Consider the following 18231-nt stretch of genomic DNA (forward strand, 5'->3'; position numbering starts at 1 on the left):
ATAATAAGGACATTATTATGGTTACAACCAATAACACAGTAATTAATAAGTTTATTGAAGTTTATTGTCAGCTTAATAAAGACAATTTATTACTACTCAATGATGTCTATCACTCAGAGATTGTATTTGAAGATCCTGCCCATCATATTGTTGGTATTGACGCATTGCAGCATTATTTTTCCACACTTTATAGTAACATCAATTATTGTAATTTTACTATTAATCAGGCTGTTGTTGATGGTGATAATGCATTTTTGCAATGGACTATGACATTTTCACACCCACGTTTACAGCAAGGTAAACAGCAGACTTTAGCGGGATGTACACAACTTACCATTGAGCAGCAACGGATCATTTATCATCGTGATTTTTTTGATTTAGGGGCGATGCTATATGAAGGGTTACCTGTTATTGGTCGTGTTATTAAACACATTAAACTGAGGTTAGGCCAATGAAACAGGTACTTATTACAGGTGCAAGCTCAGGTATTGGTCTGCAATTAGCGAAAGATTATGCAAATAATGGTTGTCATGTGTATGCGTGTGGTCAGAACCAATCACGGTTAGCGCAGTTAGTTACTAATATTGATGTTGCCTCAACCGGTAAAATAACCCCGTTAGTATTTGATGTCACCAACATAGAGCAAACAAAGCAAGTATTAGCTCAGATTGAAACTCTACCTACTCTTATTATTTTAAATGCAGGTACCTGCGAATATGTCGATAATGGCGTGATTGACAGTAGTCTGTTTAAGCGTGTATTTGAGGTCAATTTTTTTGGCATTATTCATTGCTTAGATGCGATGCAAGCTCGTTTTACTACAGCAACGCATCTGGTCTTTATTAGCTCATCCGCCGCTTATACCGCTTTACCTCGCGCTGAAGCTTATGGCGCTTCAAAAGCAGCTTTATCTTACTTAGCTAATGGTTTAGCGATAGATTTAAAAGAAAAGGTTAAGACGGTTACTTTAGTTAACCCCGGATTTGTTGCAACACCGCTCACCAACAAAAATGACTTTCCAATGCCGATGATTGTCAATTGCGATTATGCCTCGCTTAAAATACGGCAGGGAATTGAGAAGCAACAAGCAGAAGTTCATTTTCCAATAAAATTCACCTTATTACTAAAAGCGATTGCTTTATTTCCTGTTGCTTTACAGCGGATTATTATTCAACGGATGACAAGGAATGCGTCATGAAGATAGCAATTATAGGATCCGGTATTTCAGGGTTAACTTCTGCATGGTATTTACGCCATCAGCATAGTATTACGCTATTTGAAGCCAATGATTATGCTGGTGGGCATACAGCAACAGTAGATATTGAGGTTGCGAGTGGTCGATATGCCATTGATACAGGGTTTATTGTATTTAACGATCGAACATACCCTAATTTTGAGCAGTTATTAACTGAGCTTGATATTGAAAGGCAAGCCAGTGAAATGAGCTTTAGTGTTCATAATGAAAATAATGGCTTGGAATATAATGGTCATGGGTTGAGTTCACTCTTTGCTCAGAAAAAGAATCTATTTAAACCGCAATTTTTCCACTTCTTATATGAAATAACCAAATTTAATCGCTTGGCAAAACAAACGGCTTATGAAGATATTGAGCAACAACAAACGTTAGGAGATTTTTTACAGCAGCATGGTTTAAGTGACTATTTTACAGAGAATTATATCTTACCGATGGGCGCTGCAATTTGGTCATCATCACTAGCAGATATGCGTAATATGCCGCTAGGCTTTTTTCTGCGTTTTTTCTTAAATCATGGCTTACTTGATATTGTAAATCGTCCGCAGTGGTATGTGATCCCTGGTGGTTCACGTGAATATGTGCAACGGATACTGTTAGAAATTGCTCCCTACGTTAGATTAAATTCTCCTGTCCAGCAGGTGAGTCGTATTAATGAGCAAATTCATATCACCGTAAACGACAATGTGGACGTTTTTGATCATGTAATTTTTGCATGCCATAGTGATCAAGCATTAGCGCTGTTAGCTGATAGTAGCGTAAATGAACAGCAGATATTGTCTGCCATGGCGTATCAAGATAATGATGTTGTCCTACACACAGATGCCAGCATTTTACCTGATGCGAAAGCTGCATGGGCTTCATGGAATTATCATTTACCATTAACGGATAATGGGTCACTCCACCAGCTTCCTGCGTTGACATATAATATGAATATTCTACAAGGTATTGATGCTCCTGAAACATTTTGTGTGACGTTAAATCAAACGCAAGCTATCGATCCCAGTAAGATATTACGCCAATTTACTTATGCTCATCCGGTGTTTAATCTCAGTAGTATTAAAGCGCAACAACAACGGCATTTGATTAATGGTCTAGATAATACATGGTTCTGTGGTGCTTATTGGTATAACGGATTTCATGAGGATGGCGTTAAAAGTGCGTTAGATGTTATTGAGGCAATAACACATGCTGATGGTGTAAATGCATATGAGTAATGTTGTGCCTATTATTAATAGTGGCATTTATAGTGGCCATGTTAGGCATCGACGCTTTACACCCGTATTGCACCGTTTTCGCTATTCAATGTTTATGGTGTATCTCGACGTTGATGAAATTGACGCGCTATGTGACAGGGTAACTGGATTTGGGCGTTCCTGGTTTCATTTTGCTCGCTTTCGTCGTCAAGATTATATTGGTGGTGCTGAAAATATTAACTTGGCAGTTGAGAATAAAATTTTTGAACTGACGGGTGAACGTATCAGTGGCAAGGTCAGCATGTTATGTCATCTACGTTATGGTGGATTGTATTTTAGTCCATTGAATATGTATTACGTTTTTGATCAGCAAGGTCGTTGGCAATATGTTTTGGCAGAAGTGAGTAATACGCCTTGGAACCAACGTCACTATTATGCAATTCCCGCCAAGCAATATTGGCAACAAAAGTATTTTACTGATGACAAAGCATTTCATGTTTCACCATTTAATCCAATGGATCAAGATTATGTTTGGCAGCTATCTATGCCTGATAGCATTGTTCAAATCCATCTGGAGGTGCACTCTAAAAAAGATAGCTTTCATCGAGAGGATGAAAAGGTTTTTGATGAAAATAGCAATCATAAGCAAGATGATCCAATAAAAGTCTTTGATGCCACGTTAGCAATGCAAAAGCAGCCTTTTACGACTGCAATTTTACTGCGGCATTTGTTCGTTACACCAATGATGACGATTAAAGTGGTGGTCGGCATATATTGGCAAGCCTTTAAATTGTGGCGTAAAGGAGCACCCATTTATGATCATCCTCATCATGACAATGAATAGTAAGGGAATAAACTATGCTTAGAAGTGAGTTAGAGCCGGCAACATCAACAGGTTTATTTAGCCATGATAGGTCACGTCGATTGATTTTTACTATATTACGTCAGCTATCAGATGTCGGGTTAACATTGTCAGAACAAGGCGGAGATACCCATTTCTTTGGCGATAAACAAGCAAGTTTGCAAGCGAGTATTACAGTTATCAACCCTCATTTTTATAAACGTTTATTAACTGATGGCAGTATTGGTGCAGGAGAAGCGTATATAGATGGTTGGTGGGATAGTTCAGATTTAACCAATGTGGTGCGTATTCTGGCTCGTAATATGGCGACACTGGATAAAATAGAAGCAAAAGTGGGTTGGATAACCCGTTTAATTAAACAGTTTAGTCATTTCTCACGTAGAAACAGTCAGGAAAAAGCGAAAGATAATATTTCCGCGCATTATGACTTAGGTAATGATTTATATCGTCACTTTCTTGATGATAAAATGTTGTACTCTGCTGGTGTGTATTTATCAGCATCAGACACGCTCGCACAAGCACAAATCAATAAAATGGCAAGATTATGCGAGCAATTACAGCTGACTGAACACGATCATTTATTAGAGATAGGAACAGGCTGGGGAGGAATGGCAATTTATGCGGCGCAGCATTATGGTTGTCATGTCACTACTACGACTATTTCTAAGCAACAATACCAATGGGCGCAAGAGAAAGTTAAACAAGCGGGTCTTGAGCATAAGATCACCTTACTACTGGAAGACTACCGTGATTTAACCGGTCAATATGACAAATTAGTGTCGATTGAAATGATTGAAGCCGTCGGTAAGCAGTATTTATCTACGTATATTAAGAAATGCCAATCATTACTTAAACCGAATGGCTTGTTTGCTATTCAAGCCATAACCATTGCTGACCAACGTTATAAAAGCTATAGCAAAGATGTTGATTTTATTCAAAAACATATCTTCCCCGGCGGATTTCTACCGTCAATCAGTGTATTACAGTCACAATTAACATCACACAGTGATTTTGTAACACGTGATATTAAAGATATTGGTTTAGACTACGCGAAAACTTTAGCTGATTGGCACATCATGTTTAATAAAAACTGTGAGGCCTTAAACCACTACGGTTATGACGAACGTTTTATGCGAATGTGGCGTTATTACTTCTGCTATTGCGAAGGCGGATTTTTAGAGCGTAGCATTAGTACGATTCAATTATTAGCTAGTCGTCCTCAGTGGCGTGAATAATGAAATATATTGCGATAGGCCTAGGGTTTAACCTGTTTTGGTTACTTGCGGTATGGGGGCAATACCAGTATGTGACGATATTGATGTCACTGCTTATTGGTTGTTGGTTATTCTATCGTCGCTGTTTTCCTTATGCGTTATTGGCAAGTGCTATTGGTATTAGTGGTGATTACATTCTGTTTCAGCTAGGAGTGATGCAATTTCCTTTGCCACCTGAACCGTTGTTTGCACTTTTTAGTTATTTCATACCATTGTGGCTAATCTTATTATGGCTAGGATTTACCTCTTTGGTGTGGATTATGCGTGATCAAATACAAAGATTGCCAATCTGGGGAGTAATCGTTGGCGGCAGTCTTGGCGGCGCCATCAGCTATTGGACAGGATTAACATTAGGGGCTGTTACATGGCCTTACGGTGAGCTCGTTACATTTATCGGTATTGCAATCGTCTGGAGCTTCTATAGCCGCTATTTATTGTGGTTATTACAACGAATGAGTAAAAGAGGATCAGTATGAAAAGTTATTTAATAACATTACTGTTGATGACGACTTTTTTCTGCTCATCAGTGCAAGCTTCAGCATGGTATACATGGCCGATAGTGGGTGAGTCGACGTTAAAATGGGGTTGGTGGCAGATATATATCGCTCAGCTTAAAACCCCATCAGGAAAATACAATGTTAGTGATCCCAATGTAGCGCTGGTTATTCGTTATTTACGCGATATTGATAAAGAAGATCTTCTTATTGCAACAGGTAAGCAATGGCAACATTTAGGTATTTCGTCACCACAACGACAGCAATGGCTTAATCAGTTAGCGCAACAATGGCCGAACGTAAAACAGGGCGATAGGTTGGTGTTTGTAAAAGATGCGACCGGGGGACGTTTTTACCAAGCAGGCAAACCCTTAGGTAAACCATTATCCATAGCATTAAGTAACGCTTTCATTGATATTTGGTTATCAACCAACACCGCTTATCCTAAGTTACGTTTAAAACTCATTGGCCAATAGACTCAAAGTAACATACGTAGATGATAACCCGTTAAAAGGAACAGATTATGTCTTCTCATTCTATTTATCCTTATCCAAAGACGAGATTACAGTGGTTGCTTGGATGTGTATTAGCGTTGTTACTCAATGGGTGTACTGCATCGATTGAAGATTATGCACATACAGAACCTAAATTTGATTTATTTCAATTTTTTGAAGGACGGAGTCAAGCTTGGGGAATGGTACAAGATTATAAAGGACAACAAGTACGTCGGTTTAATGTAGAACTCAATGGTGTAATAACAGATAACAAATTGGTGCTTACTGAAGACTTTTTATTTGATGATCAAACAACCCAACAGCGAATATGGACGATCACTAAACAAGTTGATGGTCGTTATCTTGGTACTGCTGACGATGTTGTTGGTGAAGCTGTCGGTTATGAGAAAGGAAATGCATTACATTGGCAATATACATTAGCAATGGATATTGATGGCACAACATACGATATTAAATTTGAAGATTGGATGTTCTATCAAGATAATAACCAGCTATTTAACGTGGCAAAAATGAAGAAATGGGGGATCACTGTTGGTTCTGTGACATTGTTTTTTCAAAAGTAATATTTAAACCCGAATTTAAAGGTGAAATTTTAAAGATAGATGCAAGAAATAATATGTCATATATAACATTCTAAAATATAATATATTAATTAGCATGAACGTGATAAATGCTTATTGTTATACATAGACATGTCAGCACTATGAATTAAGCTGTCTATGCTAGCATTGTTTATATTTTTTGAGTGAATACAATATGATCCAATAGAAGCAGTAATATGCACACCATCAACGTCTATTTGTTGTAATTCAGATAAAACTTTATGTTTTTTAATATTAGCAGCAACTAAACTACTTTCTTCACTATAAATAATAAATTCATCGCCACCTAAACGAGCTACCCCCGTTGTTTTTTTACTAAATTTCTGTAACTTAGATGCATATTTTTTTAAAATCCGATCCCCAAAATGATGTCCATATTGATCATTGATCATCTTGAATTTGTTTATATCAAGATAAAAAATAATAAGGTATTCGTTTTTCAATTTGATATTAATGATCGCTTGGCTTATTTGATGGTAAAACTTACGACGGTTCCAAATGTTGGTCAAGAAATCATATGAAGCTAGATATTCAAGCTCTTGTTCTTTATTGTTTTTTTCAATTGAAATAGAACAAACGGTTGCTGCCATATCCAGTAATTCACACTCATTGTCTGTCATAGAAGAATGATGAGGACAATGAGAATATATGATGCCTAAAATTTTATTTTGTGACGATAAAATAGGCTGACCGTAGCAAAAATTAAAATTATTAATAGTCTTGAGGCTGTAATATTCACGATACTCATTAGTACTGGTTATATTTTCTGAGATTATTAGTTTGTTTTTTGAACAAATGTACTCAAAATGTACTTGAGCAGGGTTGACCATAAAACGTTCATTACAGATTGGTTGACTGTCTTTATTTATAAATGGAGTGAATTTTTTTTCACTATCGTCATAAAGAAAGATCGACGTTTGACGGTGATTAAAGGTTTCTTCTGTTAGTTCAATAACTTGTGATAGCATATCAGGCAGAGATTTTTCTACCGGTAAACGTTTCAGTATTTTGTTAAATGAACGATATGCTGTAACTAATTCAGCTGACACATTATATTCCTGATGGTATTGGTAAATCTATTAATCTAATTTTCTTTTATGAAACATACTATACTAATTATCATAGAGAATAGAAATATCCTTTATTTATAATTATATTTATTTCGTGATCTAACTTTCAATTATTTATATATATGCATTTGATGTAATTTAATGCATTCAGTTAAATTATACCTCTTGCCATTATTATTACTCTTTTTAACACCCAACGAATTAATAATGGCATTTTGTCTGAATCTGACTCGCGGGTATATTTTACGATGGCTAAGGCAACGTCAGGTTTAGCATGTTTTTTTAAAGCACGATAAATGATTTTTCGAATAGGCATTTGATCATTATCTGAAATGTTAGCAAGTTGACGAAATAAAGGCTCGTAACCTTTTTTAAAGAGGAAATGTTCAATATCTTTGGCTGGAAGTACGGTTAAGCGTTCGCGTTCACTATCATTATCCAATAATGATCTCACTTTATCGGCATACTTTCGTCCTGCTGGATCACCATCAGCGACAAGATGCCATTCAATCCCTAATAAACGAGCAAGCTTAATCAGTGGTTTTAGCCCGCTTTGAGCAAACTCAATCACATGAATACCTTCAGCAACAAGGTTATGTCCAGTAAGGTGTGCCATTTCATTAAAAAGCCAAACCTCAGTTTCGCCCTCAACAAGAAGCCAGACGCGTGCATAAAACGCACTCGGGCGATGCATACGGACATGAAAGGTGACTTTACGAATATCATCTTTACTAAGTTCACCATTATTTACGCCATGTACCACTGTTTTTTGTGGCGTTCTCTGTAGACGTTTAATGGCTGTCAGTGGAACGACACTTAATAGTTCAGGACTATTGGTTGTTAATACTTTTTGCATCGGCATATTTTGTATAAATGCCCACGCTTGATGGAGCATGATAGGGTGTAATCGTCCTTCAGGATCTTCTAAGATCATTATTGGGCGTGAAATACGTTTTAGATCAACAGGACCACGCGCACGAATATAGGCATTTAATAAGCCCATTAAAATCAACTTAGCTTGTTTGGTCATTTTGGGTTGTACCAGTTGATCAAACGGATTTAGACATTGATCGTCATATTGGTTATCTAGTGGATAATAAGTGTGAGGTTCTGCTTTTGTACGAGTATGTGGCGCAAAAGCAAAGTAGTGATCAACCAATGACCGTAATGTATTAATACTACTTTTAATTTCTGCGGCGCTCACATGTCCTGGCTGTGTCATCAAGCGACGGCAAGTATTATCAAGTCGACGTTGAATGCGATCGGATTCTCGATTTTTTGCTGGTGGTATTGTTGTCGTATTGTGAGCTGAAGTTGTGGCTGCATGACTATGTTCAAGCTGACGTGCGTCACGAATTCTGACGATGGGATGCAAAACCATTAATTGTCGTAAAAACTTATCGGTATCAGGATGTTGAATAACATGCCCATCAGCATGTAAAAAATGCCGATGGGTAATAATTTTATCGTTTGTAATATGACTCTCTATCTGAACATAGAGATGTTTTAAATGATGCTGTTCACTCCAGAAGGGATCAAAAGCGCGATAGCGTCGAGCACGATATTCGCCTTGATAGTCTTCATGCCAGCGTAGCACTATTTGCAAGGAAGAGGCACGTTCATGGCCAATAGCATGATCAACATGAAAGTCAGAAAACTTCATTTCGTAAAATTCAGCACTTGGGCATAAGGCTAAACTTAAAGCATCAAGCAGTGATGATTTCCCCCATGCATTTTCTCCGATCAAAACGGTCAATTCTTCAAATGAGAGCGAGAGTCGCTTAATTCCTCGAAAACCAGCGATTTCAATACGTTCTAAATGCATGATTTTTCCTTCTTCTTTTTCTACAACATAGCGCAGAGATAATCAGAAAGGGATCGGTTTGCTCACATTATTGATACAATGTTCAAATTAAAAAAGTTACTATAGCGTGCATGAATTTTTAACGAAAACAATTATAAAGGATGATCAGATGGCTAAAATTATTCACTCTATGATTCGTGTTGTTGATCTTGACGCGTCACTAGAGTTTTATAAAAAAGCATTAAACTTAGATATTGCACAGCGATTAGATTTTGATGGTTTTAGTTTGGTATACCTACGTAATGAAGAAAATGACATGGAACTTGAATTAACATGGAATGAGGGCACAACTGAACCTTATACTCATGGAACAGGTTATGGTCATATTGCGGTTGCTGTGGATGATCTTGAAGCTGAGTATCAAAACTTAGTCGCACTAGATTACAATCCTGCTGAAATTAAAGAATTTTTTCGTGACGACGTTTTATTAGCTAAATTTTTCTTTGTTCAAGACCCTGATGGTTACAAAATTGAATTTCTACAACGTCATGGTCGCTACTTATAATCATTAAAGACGTTAAGCCCACTGAGTGAATTAAAATCAGCACTATTGTGTAAATGGGTTATTCACTCAGTGTTTTTCTTCAAAAGATGGTATATTTTGATAAAGATCTCATATTCATGTCGTTTTATGTAATCTGGTTTCTTATTTAGTGACGATCTTTATTTTTGTAATGCAGTGAGCGTTATAAATCAGTCGTTAGGTGATGCCGATGGTTCTGGAGGAACTGAAATTATTATGACTGTTAATCACGCAGCAACAATCACTTTTGCTCATATTAATGATACACATTCTAACTTTGAGCCTTCTGCGATTTCTTTGTCACTCTCTGCTGATGTATTAAATACCGAGACATCAGTTTATGCCAGTTGTGGTGGTTTTTCTCGTGTTTGTTCTGTAGTTAAAGAAATTAAGCACGAAGCGTTACTTCATAAGCGTGAGTTCATGTTCTTACATGCGGGTGATTGTTTTCAAGGCACATTATACTTTTCACTTTATAAGGGTATGGCGAATGCAGTTTTACTCAATGCTATTGGTGTTGAGGCGATGGCTTTAGGGAATCATGAGCTTGATATGGGCAATGATATTGTTGCTGATTTTCTAGATCATACGGCGTTTCCATTATTAGCTGGCAATTGGGATTTATCGCAAGAAGATCAAACAAAGCGTAATCCTCTGCGTAATAAAGCCAATGTTTATGCTTATGATAACGCGACCCAATCTGCACATTATTTGATTAAGAGTGTGCATGATGAACCTGTGGCTATTTTTGGTTTAGCGATTGAAAATATGGCGGGAATCGCTAATCCTGATCCTGATACCTCTTTTCGTAATGTAGCTACCGTTGCTCGAAATACAATTGCATTACTTAATGCAAAAGGTGTCAATAAAATTATTGTGTTAAGTCATTTAGGCTATGACCGTGATTTATTATTAGCCCAAGAGGTTGAGGGTATTGGTGCGATTATTGGTGGCCATTCTCATACGATGCAAGGTGATTTTACTAATATCGGATATGGTAAAACCGATACATATGCCTTCATGGTTAATAATACTTGTGTGGTTCAAGCTGGGTGTAATGCGTTAGCTCTTGGTCAATTAACTATCGTTTTTAATGCTGATGGCAGTGTAGAAAGTGCAACTGGGTGTAATCAGCTTTTACTTGGGCGTAAATTTACGATTGATGCCGGAAGAACTCAACATCTTGATCATGATAATCATAATAAAGTTCGTGATTATCTATTAAGACAGCCTAATATTCGTTTTGCGATAAAAGATCCAAGTATAGAAAATATTCTAAATCAACATTACCGTCCAGCTGTGCGCGCATTACAAACAGATAAAATTGCCCGTATTAACGAGCCTCTGCGTCATATTCGTGTGCCTGACGCAAAGGGACCAAGTGATATTGCGCCTTGGGTAGTAAAAAGCTTTGTTTGGCAAGCTCGAGAGCTTGGGCATCATATTGATTTTGGTATTCATAATGCTGGTGGCGTAAGGTGTTCATTTAACCCTGGTGAGATAACACCTGCAGATGTCGCTGGACGATTATTACCTTTTGCAATTGGAATTATGATGTATAGCGTACGCGGTCTACGTGTTCGTCAAGCACTTGAAGGTGCGATTGATAATGCTATTAATAATGATATTGAGGGAACAGGTGATGGTAGTTTTCCTTATGTGGCAGATTTACGCTATCTTTATCGTTGCGGCGCACCAAAGGGGCAGCGAATTGAACGTTTAGAATACTACACTAATGGTCAATGGCTGACCGTTAATGATGATGATGTTTATACTTCTGTGTCATCTGGCTATACTGCAGCAGGAAAAGAAGGTTATGCTCCTTTACTTGATTACGTGTTAGAGCCACAAGCCCTTAATGTAACAATGTCTGATGCATTTGAAGCGTTTGCAAAACAGCAAGGTACATTTGATAAACCAAGCGAAAATTTAACCGTATTTATTCCATGTGATAAGCGTGAGAATTGATCCTTATTAGTTATTATTTTATGAGTTAAAAAACTGTATTAATCGCTATTAATATGGCGTGTTTTAGCTTTTTTAGTGAGATATTCTGTGCTAGTGGTATCGGTTTTGTTTTAGCCTTTTGGATTAGATTATCTAATCCTAATCGCTAAATAATGTCATTGTTCAATCTCTTTGGCGTTACGTTATTATGCTGCCAATCTCATTGATAACGGCTAATCCGAAGAGGCAGTATGGCACAGGTATTTGATTTTGATTCTATTCCAACAACAGTAATGAATGATCAAAAAACATATTCATTGACGTTAAAAGGCCTATTTGTCCACGCCCGTGACATTTTATTTAGCCGTGCAGTATCAATACCAAAAACACGTAATGTTTCTGATCTACCAGTACATATTCAAAAAGACATTGGTCTTTACCGTTAATTACTTTTTATTATTAATGGTATAGGTAGGTGAACGATCTTACTAACGTTGCTTACATATAAGAATTTAAGAAGCCAGCCATTGTGCTGGTTTTTTTATGTCTGTAATAACGGTTATTGTTGCGAATAATATTACTCTCATAATTGTGATCTACTTTTCTGATTTATAAACTAATGTTTTACCGAGATAAAAGTATATAGTATTGATTTTGTAATATAAAAAAATGTATATAGACAGCGTAAAAACAGAAATTGGTCAGTTTAAAACTAGGGCTAGCATTAGTGAAAATTTAGCATTACGTTGATAAAAAGATAATTAATAAACGAAGATGGGGTAGTTATGGGATTATTTTCTTGGTTATTTGGTAAAAAGACGGCAACTAAAACAGCAACAATTGAACCCATTGAATATAAAGGTTATTTGATTTATCCCGAGCCACAAATGGAAGGTGGGCAATTTCGTATTGCTGGACGTATCTGTAAAAAAATCAATGACACAATGCAGACACACCACTTCATACGTTCTGATATTTTACCGTCACGTGCTGATGCTGAAACATTTATGCTGAAAAAAGCACAAATGTTTATCGATCAAACCGGTGAGCGAATGTTTAAATAAATCCACATATATACAACATATTTCATTGCAATAGCGCGCTTTGCTGGGTATCTTATTTTTAGCGCTAAAAATAAGCAGCTAAGTGTTGCTTTTTTGTTAAATATATTTCGTTTTAAATATGTTTAGAGCAAGGCTGATTGATATATGAGCTGAGTTGATTTTTTGACTTAGTTAATATAACTAACGTTATGTAATACATGTTTTTTAACCTCTTTATCACGGATGAAAAGGTGCTTATTTTTCATGATAAGATGACGCTAATGTTATTTATTAATGAAATTTGTGGAATTTTTTGTTTTTAACTGTAAAAAGCTTGCTATTGCTTTTAAGGTTAGATAAAAAATATTTATCTATAGCCAATGTTCAGGGAATAATAATGCAGATTGGTGTACCAAAAGAGGTCCTCGCAAACGAAACGCGAGTTGCTGCCACACCGAAAACGGTTGAGCAGTTATTAAAAATGGGGTTCAGCGTTGTTGTTGAACATGGCGCGGGTGCATTAGCGAGCTTTGATGATGCCGCTTTTGAAGCCGCAGGTGCTGAATTAGCAACGACTGAAGCTGTATGGCAAGCTGATCTTATTTTAAAAGTGAATGCTCCACAGGTAAATCCGGCTACTGGCATTGATGAGTTTGAATTAATAAAAGAGGGTGCGAGTCTCGTTAGCTTTATTTGGCCAGCGCAAAACCCTGAGTTATTAGAAAAACTGGCAACAAAAAATATTAACATCATGGCGATGGATTCAGTGCCTCGTATTTCACGAGCACAAGCCCTTGATGCATTAAGCTCAATGGCAAATATCGCAGGTTACCGCGCTGTGGTTGAAGCGGCTCATGAATTTGGTCGTTTCTTTACGGGGCAAATTACCGCTGCAGGTAAAGTGCCACCAGCAAAAGTTTTAGTTGCTGGTGCTGGTGTAGCCGGTCTTGCTGCGATTGGTGCCGCAGGAAGTTTAGGTGCGATAGTTCGCTCATTTGACGTTCGTCCTGAGGTAAAAGAGCAAGTTGAATCAATGGGGGCTGAATTCCTCGAAGTCGATTTCAAAGAAGATACTTCGACGGGTGATGGCTATGCTAAAGAAATGTCTGATGAATTCAACCAAGCGGCTGAGCGTTTATATGCAGAGCAAGCGAAAGATGTTGATATTATCATCACAACAGCACTGATTCCGGGGCGTCCAGCGCCTAAATTGATCACCAAAGAAATGGTCGACTCAATGAAGTCGGGTAGTGTGATTGTTGATTTAGCGGCAGCAAATGGCGGTAACTGTGCTTACACTGAAGCTGATAAAGTAATTACGACAGCCAATGGCGTTAAAATTATTGGTTACACCGATATGGTTGGTCGTTTACCAACACAAGCTTCACAATTGTACGGCACAAACTTAGTCAATTTATTAAAACTGCTATGTAAAGAAAAAGATGGCACGATTGATATTAACTTTGATGATGAAGTCTTACGTGGTTTAACCGTTATTAAAGCGGGTGAAGTTACATGGCCGGCGCCACCAATTAAAGTTTCTGCTGTTGCACAGAAACCTAAAACGGTAGAGAAAGTACAGCCTAAAAAAGCTGAACCTATGTCACCGATAAAGAAATACGGCATGATGGCGGCAGGTATTGCATTATTTGCATGGATTGGCCATTACTCGCCACCTGAGTTCCTTGCTCACTTCACTGTATTTGTATTGTCATGTGTTGTTGGTTATTACGTTGTATGGAACGTTAGCCACTCTTTACATACACCACTTATGTCAGTAACAAACGCAATTTCAGGCATCATTATTGTAGGTGCATTACTCCAAATAGGACAAGGCTCCGGAATCGTATCCGTGTTGGCTTTTGTTGCTGTTCTCATTGCTAGTATCAATATTTTTGGTGGCTTTACGGTTACTAAACGTATGCTAGAAATGTTCCGTAAAGATAAATAAGGAGTAATACATGTCTGCAGGAATCGTACAAGCGGCATACATTGTTGCTGCCGTATTGTTTATCATGTCACTTGCTGGACTGTCCAAGCAAGAAACCGCACGAAAAGGTAATTACTTCGGTATTGCGGGTATGGCTATTGCATTAGTAGCCACTATTTTTGGACCAGATTCGCAAGCGACAGTTTGGATCATTCTGGCAATGATTATTGGTGGTGCAATTGGTATTTTCTACGCTAAAAAAGTAGAAATGACCGAAATGCCAGAGCTCGTTGCAATGCTTCATAGCTTTGTTGGTATGGCTGCGGTACTGGTTGGTTTTAATACTTTTTTACACCATCAACCGCTAGAAGGCGCACTGCTTAATATTCACTTAGTGGAAGTATTCCTTGGTGTCTTCATTGGTGCAGTTACCTTTACTGGTTCATTGGTCGCTTTTGCTAAGTTACGTGGCTTGGTGTCTTCATCTGCACTTCAGTTACCACATCGCCATAAACTTAACCTTGTTGCATTACTTGTTTCTGCTGCATTGCTAGTGTGGTTTGTGAAAGCTGAAGGCTCAATGGTGGCATTGATTCTTGTTACACTGATAGCATTTGCATTTGGTTACCACTTGGTTGCCTCTATCGGTGGCGCTGATATGCCAGTCGTGGTCTCAATGCTTAACTCATACTCAGGTTGGGCAGCAGCAGCAGCAGGTTTCATGCTTGCAAACGATCTTCTGATTGTAACGGGTGCATTAGTTGGTTCTTCGGGCGCCATCCTTTCTTACATTATGTGTAAAGCGATGAACCGCTCTTTTGTGAGTGTTATTGCCGGAGGATTTGGTTCTGATGGTGCAGCACCTGCGTCAGATGAAGAATATGGTGAACACCGTGAGACAACAGCAGAAGAAGTGGCTGAATTACTGAAAGATGCTAAGTCAGTTATTATCACTCCTGGATACGGTATGGCGGTTGCACAAGCGCAATACCCTGTACATGAGATCACGGATAAACTGCGTGCGCAAGGCATAGAGGTTCGATTTGGTATTCACCCTGTAGCGGGACGTTTACCTGGTCACATGAACGTATTACTTGCGGAAGCAAAAGTACCTTACGATATTGTATTAGAAATGGATGAAATTAATGACGATTTCCCTAAAACTGATGTGGTATTAGTTATTGGTGCCAATGACACCGTAAACCCTGCTGCAATGGAAGATCCAAACAGTCCAATTGCTGGCATGCCTGTGCTTGAAGTATGGAATGCAAGCAATGTAATTGTATTCAAACGTTCTATGAATACGGGGTATGCGGGCGTTCAAAACCCATTGTTCTTTAAAGAAAATAGCCAAATGTTATTTGGTGATGCAAAAGCGTCATGTCTATCTATTCTTGAACATTTATAAAAATATCCGTACTATAATTAAAGCCACTCAGGGTTGAGTGGCTTTTTTTTTTCAATAAATAATAGAATGTATTTTTAATTTAAATGTTATAGGTAAAGATTATTGTTTCAAGTAATTGTTGCTCTGACATTTTTTTGACAAAACACTGTTCTATAATGTTAAGCTACAAGCATGAAAACGTATGTGTTAGTCTTTTCTTTATTTTTTTCTTCTGCGTCATTTGCAGAAGCCCAAACATTTCCAGAACGGTTAAATGCGGTTCGTTCTGATCTATTAAAACATAAGCCTTTAGCAACATACGATTTTCGTAAACTTCAGAGCTTATACCCAGGCCCCTTATTAGTACCTGAAACATTATTACCGCAAACGAATGAATACCCACTGAATGCATTACGTCAGTTGTACCATAATTCATTAAACTGTAAGGGACCGTGGCCGTTATCACCACTGGTCACTCAGCCAGTTGTATTTACTCGTGCAATATGTTTCAAGACAAAATTACCATCGAGTTGGTTTGTACGTTCAGGGTATATTCATCCCGGTGGTGGTAGTTATGCTTACCGTTATATTCAAAAACATCCGGATATGGCGATAAAATACAGTAAATATTTGCATATAAAAGAACGTCCAATAGCTGTTGCAACAACGATTTTAGGGCGGTTGCAGCGAATGAAGAATGATGAGATCCATGCCTTCATTTCTGGTGCGCAATTTTTTATATCTAATGGCGAACTTTGGGTTCGTAATGATAATGAATACCGTGTTTTTGGCCAAGTTACATGGACAAAAACGCTTAATCGCTACCAATTACATTTTAAGCGTTTAGATGAAAATGATTTTTGTCTCGCGAAAAATGGCAATATTTGTTGGCGTGAAGATAATAAGTCACATGTAACCTATTATTTGTTAATAGGCTTACTGGTGATGAATGCTGGTTTGTTATTGAGTTGGGTGATTTATAGATTCCGTATTCGTCGTCGCACGATGGAAGAGCGGATGTTAGTATTACAAATATTGACCCATGAATTACGAACACCTATTGCTAGCTTAGCAATGACTGTTGAAGGCTTTAGACGTCATTTTGACGAATTACCCGAAGGGTTATATGACGAGTTCCGTCGTTTGACTGAAGATTCTCGCCGATTACGACAATTGGCAGAAGCGAGTAAAGATTACCTTCAAGCAAATCAGCAACAATTAAGTGTTCAGAATGTAGAGTCATTAAATGAATGGTTGGGTTATCTCACTGAAAAATATGATGTTATATTAAAATTAGAAGAAGATAGAAGTGTTCTTGTTAATATTTATTGGCTAGGAACTTGTCTTGATAACCTGCTGTCCAATGCTCATAAATATGGCGTAGTGCCTGTTAGCTTATCGTCATCGTATAAAAACGGGATTTTGAAATTGGTTGTTCAAGATGAAGGACAACTGAGTGCAAAAGATTGGTCTCGTTTAAGAAAACCATTTGTTAGTTCTCAGGGCTTAGGCCTGGGCTTAACTATTGTTGAATCGATGATTAATAGAATGGGGGGACGAATGAAACTTATTGGTCCGCCTACAACGTTTATTTTGGAGATTCCGTGTGAATCAAACTCTGCTACTGGTTGAAGATGACCGGAACCTTGCTGATGGTTTACTCGATTGCTTAAAGCAAGCTGGATACAATTGCTTATATGCTGATTGTGCCACTAAAGTTGATGCCTTATGGCGTGATGCAGATCTTGTAGTACTTGATCGTCAATTGCCAGAAGGTGACTCGCTTGATTACTTATCAGGCTGGTTAAAGAAGAAATATGTGCCTGTTATTTTGTTAACAGCCATGGTTTCTATTAATGATAAAGTGATCGGGCTTGATTCAGGTGCAAAAGACTATCTCACAAAGCCTTTTGCAGAAGAAGAGCTCTTAGCACGTGTTCGTGTTCATTTACGTGGTGAAGATGGCGATATGGCAGCCATTAATATCATTTCTGTGGGTAATATTCGTATTAACCAAGAAAGTCGTGAAGTATTTCACGGAGATGAAAATGTAACATTAACTCGAACTGAATTTGAATTATTAGTATTCCTGGCTAAAAATGCAGGTCGTGTTTTTACTCGTGATGAGCTGTTAGATCAAGTGTGGGGCTATAATCATTACCCAACAACGCGTACTGTTGATACTCATATTCTGCAATTGCGTCAAAAATTGCCTGATATTGAGATTGAAACATTGCGTGGTGTTGGATACCGAATGAAACCTTAAGATTTA

The 18231-nt window shown here is 37.8% G+C and carries 18 protein-coding genes; 16 read left to right on the forward strand and 2 right to left on the reverse strand.

Annotation, left to right across the window (positions count from 1 at the left end; translation table 11 throughout):
* Positions 1–17 precede the first annotated feature (17 nt).
* From VXS03_RS09155 to VXS03_RS09190, 8 genes are read left to right on the forward strand one after another with little or no spacing between them, the layout of a single operon-like run.
* A complete protein-coding gene (locus VXS03_RS09155; RefSeq protein WP_327763360.1) occupies positions 18–455 on the forward strand; it encodes a nuclear transport factor 2 family protein in 438 nt (145 codons plus the stop codon).
* On the forward strand, positions 452–1198 hold the full coding sequence (locus VXS03_RS09160; RefSeq protein WP_327763361.1) for an SDR family NAD(P)-dependent oxidoreductase: 747 nt from the start codon (positions 452–454) through the stop codon (positions 1196–1198). The genes VXS03_RS09155 and VXS03_RS09160 overlap by 4 nt, the downstream gene beginning before the upstream one ends.
* Positions 1195–2469 (forward strand): NAD(P)/FAD-dependent oxidoreductase, encoded by a 1275-nt coding sequence (locus tag VXS03_RS09165; protein ID WP_327763362.1) that lies wholly within the window; start codon positions 1195–1197, stop codon positions 2467–2469. Before VXS03_RS09160 ends, VXS03_RS09165 begins: the two co-directional genes overlap by 4 nt.
* On the forward strand, positions 2462–3292 hold the full coding sequence (locus VXS03_RS09170) for a DUF1365 domain-containing protein (protein ID WP_327763364.1): 831 nt from the start codon (positions 2462–2464) through the stop codon (positions 3290–3292). Before VXS03_RS09165 ends, VXS03_RS09170 begins: the two co-directional genes overlap by 8 nt.
* 14 nt (positions 3293–3306) lie before the next feature.
* Positions 3307–4545 carry a cyclopropane-fatty-acyl-phospholipid synthase family protein gene (locus tag VXS03_RS09175; protein ID WP_327763366.1) on the forward strand — a complete coding sequence of 413 codons (1239 nt, stop codon included), beginning with the start codon at positions 3307–3309 and terminating at the stop codon, positions 4543–4545.
* Positions 4545–5060: a DUF2878 family protein gene (locus VXS03_RS09180; RefSeq protein ID WP_327763367.1), complete on the forward strand. Its 516-nt coding sequence runs from the start codon at positions 4545–4547 to the stop codon at positions 5058–5060. The genes VXS03_RS09175 and VXS03_RS09180 overlap by 1 nt, the downstream gene beginning before the upstream one ends.
* The gene (locus tag VXS03_RS09185) at positions 5057–5554 is read left to right on the forward strand and encodes a hypothetical protein (protein WP_327763369.1); all 498 of its coding nucleotides are present in this window, start codon (positions 5057–5059) and stop codon (positions 5552–5554) included. The genes VXS03_RS09180 and VXS03_RS09185 overlap by 4 nt, the downstream gene beginning before the upstream one ends.
* Positions 5555–5601: 47 nt before the next feature.
* Positions 5602–6156: a DUF3833 domain-containing protein gene (locus VXS03_RS09190; protein WP_327763370.1), complete on the forward strand. Its 555-nt coding sequence runs from the start codon at positions 5602–5604 to the stop codon at positions 6154–6156.
* Between the two features lie 89 nt (positions 6157–6245).
* Here VXS03_RS09190 and VXS03_RS09195 read toward each other — a convergent pair whose 3' ends face one another.
* Together VXS03_RS09195 and VXS03_RS09200 are read right to left on the reverse strand one after the other, a co-directional pair.
* Entirely contained in the window at positions 6246–7244 is a 999-nt protein-coding gene (locus tag VXS03_RS09195) for a sensor domain-containing diguanylate cyclase (RefSeq protein WP_327763371.1), read from the reverse strand.
* Positions 7245–7416: 172 nt separating this feature from the next.
* Positions 7417–9090 (reverse strand): DUF2813 domain-containing protein, encoded by a 1674-nt coding sequence (locus tag VXS03_RS09200; protein ID WP_327763372.1) that lies wholly within the window; start codon positions 9088–9090, stop codon positions 7417–7419.
* 148 nt (positions 9091–9238) lie between these two features.
* On the opposite strand from VXS03_RS09200, the gene VXS03_RS09205 reads away from it, so the two are divergent.
* The 8 genes from VXS03_RS09205 (at position 9239) to VXS03_RS09240 (ending at position 18225) form a co-directional block, all read left to right on the forward strand.
* Entirely contained in the window at positions 9239–9634 is a 396-nt protein-coding gene (locus VXS03_RS09205) for a VOC family protein (RefSeq protein WP_327763373.1), read from the forward strand.
* Between the two features lie 234 nt (positions 9635–9868).
* On the forward strand, positions 9869–11620 hold the full coding sequence (locus tag VXS03_RS09210) for a bifunctional metallophosphatase/5'-nucleotidase (RefSeq protein ID WP_327763429.1): 1752 nt from the start codon (positions 9869–9871) through the stop codon (positions 11618–11620).
* A 230-nt stretch (positions 11621–11850) separates the two neighbouring features.
* Positions 11851–12045 carry a hypothetical protein gene (locus tag VXS03_RS09215; RefSeq protein ID WP_327763374.1) on the forward strand — a complete coding sequence of 65 codons (195 nt, stop codon included), beginning with the start codon at positions 11851–11853 and terminating at the stop codon, positions 12043–12045.
* A gap of 339 nt (positions 12046–12384) precedes the next feature.
* Positions 12385–12663 carry an HlyU family transcriptional regulator gene (locus VXS03_RS09220; protein WP_327763375.1) on the forward strand — a complete coding sequence of 93 codons (279 nt, stop codon included), beginning with the start codon at positions 12385–12387 and terminating at the stop codon, positions 12661–12663.
* 376 nt (positions 12664–13039) lie between these two features.
* On the forward strand, positions 13040–14593 hold the full coding sequence (locus VXS03_RS09225) for a Re/Si-specific NAD(P)(+) transhydrogenase subunit alpha (protein WP_327763376.1): 1554 nt from the start codon (positions 13040–13042) through the stop codon (positions 14591–14593).
* 10 nt (positions 14594–14603) lie between these two features.
* On the forward strand, positions 14604–15980 hold the full coding sequence (gene pntB / locus VXS03_RS09230; protein WP_080155971.1) for a Re/Si-specific NAD(P)(+) transhydrogenase subunit beta: 1377 nt from the start codon (positions 14604–14606) through the stop codon (positions 15978–15980).
* Positions 15981–16151: 171 nt separating this feature from the next.
* Positions 16152–17591 carry a sensor histidine kinase VxrA gene (vxrA, locus tag VXS03_RS09235; protein WP_327763377.1) on the forward strand — a complete coding sequence of 480 codons (1440 nt, stop codon included), beginning with the start codon at positions 16152–16154 and terminating at the stop codon, positions 17589–17591.
* Complete coding sequence (locus VXS03_RS09240) at positions 17566–18225, forward strand: response regulator transcription factor (protein WP_327763378.1); 660 nt, start codon at positions 17566–17568, stop codon at positions 18223–18225. Before vxrA ends, VXS03_RS09240 begins: the two co-directional genes overlap by 26 nt.
* Positions 18226–18231: the final 6 nt, after the last annotated feature.

The sequence above is a fragment of the Photobacterium sp. S4TG1 genome, from assembly GCF_036040035.1.
Lineage (GTDB): Bacteria > Pseudomonadota > Gammaproteobacteria > Enterobacterales > Vibrionaceae > Photobacterium.

Coding starts and splice junctions, on each gene's coding strand:
- VXS03_RS09155 (WP_327763360.1), top strand. CDS start 18: ATGGTTACAACCAATAACACAGTAATTAATAAGTTTATTGAAGTTTAT.
- VXS03_RS09160 (WP_327763361.1), top strand. CDS start 452: ATGAAACAGGTACTTATTACAGGTGCAAGCTCAGGTATTGGTCTGCAA.
- VXS03_RS09165 (WP_327763362.1), top strand. CDS start 1,195: ATGAAGATAGCAATTATAGGATCCGGTATTTCAGGGTTAACTTCTGCA.
- VXS03_RS09170 (WP_327763364.1), top strand. CDS start 2,462: ATGAGTAATGTTGTGCCTATTATTAATAGTGGCATTTATAGTGGCCAT.
- VXS03_RS09175 (WP_327763366.1), top strand. CDS start 3,307: ATGCTTAGAAGTGAGTTAGAGCCGGCAACATCAACAGGTTTATTTAGC.
- VXS03_RS09180 (WP_327763367.1), top strand. CDS start 4,545: ATGAAATATATTGCGATAGGCCTAGGGTTTAACCTGTTTTGGTTACTT.
- VXS03_RS09185 (WP_327763369.1), top strand. CDS start 5,057: ATGAAAAGTTATTTAATAACATTACTGTTGATGACGACTTTTTTCTGC.
- VXS03_RS09190 (WP_327763370.1), top strand. CDS start 5,602: ATGTCTTCTCATTCTATTTATCCTTATCCAAAGACGAGATTACAGTGG.
- VXS03_RS09200 (WP_327763372.1), bottom strand. CDS start 9,090: ATGCATTTAGAACGTATTGAAATCGCTGGTTTTCGAGGAATTAAGCGA.
- VXS03_RS09205 (WP_327763373.1), top strand. CDS start 9,239: ATGGCTAAAATTATTCACTCTATGATTCGTGTTGTTGATCTTGACGCG.
- VXS03_RS09210 (WP_327763429.1), top strand. CDS start 9,869: ATGACTGTTAATCACGCAGCAACAATCACTTTTGCTCATATTAATGAT.
- VXS03_RS09215 (WP_327763374.1), top strand. CDS start 11,851: ATGGCACAGGTATTTGATTTTGATTCTATTCCAACAACAGTAATGAAT.
- VXS03_RS09220 (WP_327763375.1), top strand. CDS start 12,385: ATGGGATTATTTTCTTGGTTATTTGGTAAAAAGACGGCAACTAAAACA.
- VXS03_RS09225 (WP_327763376.1), top strand. CDS start 13,040: ATGCAGATTGGTGTACCAAAAGAGGTCCTCGCAAACGAAACGCGAGTT.
- pntB (WP_080155971.1), top strand. CDS start 14,604: ATGTCTGCAGGAATCGTACAAGCGGCATACATTGTTGCTGCCGTATTG.
- vxrA (WP_327763377.1), top strand. CDS start 16,152: ATGAAAACGTATGTGTTAGTCTTTTCTTTATTTTTTTCTTCTGCGTCA.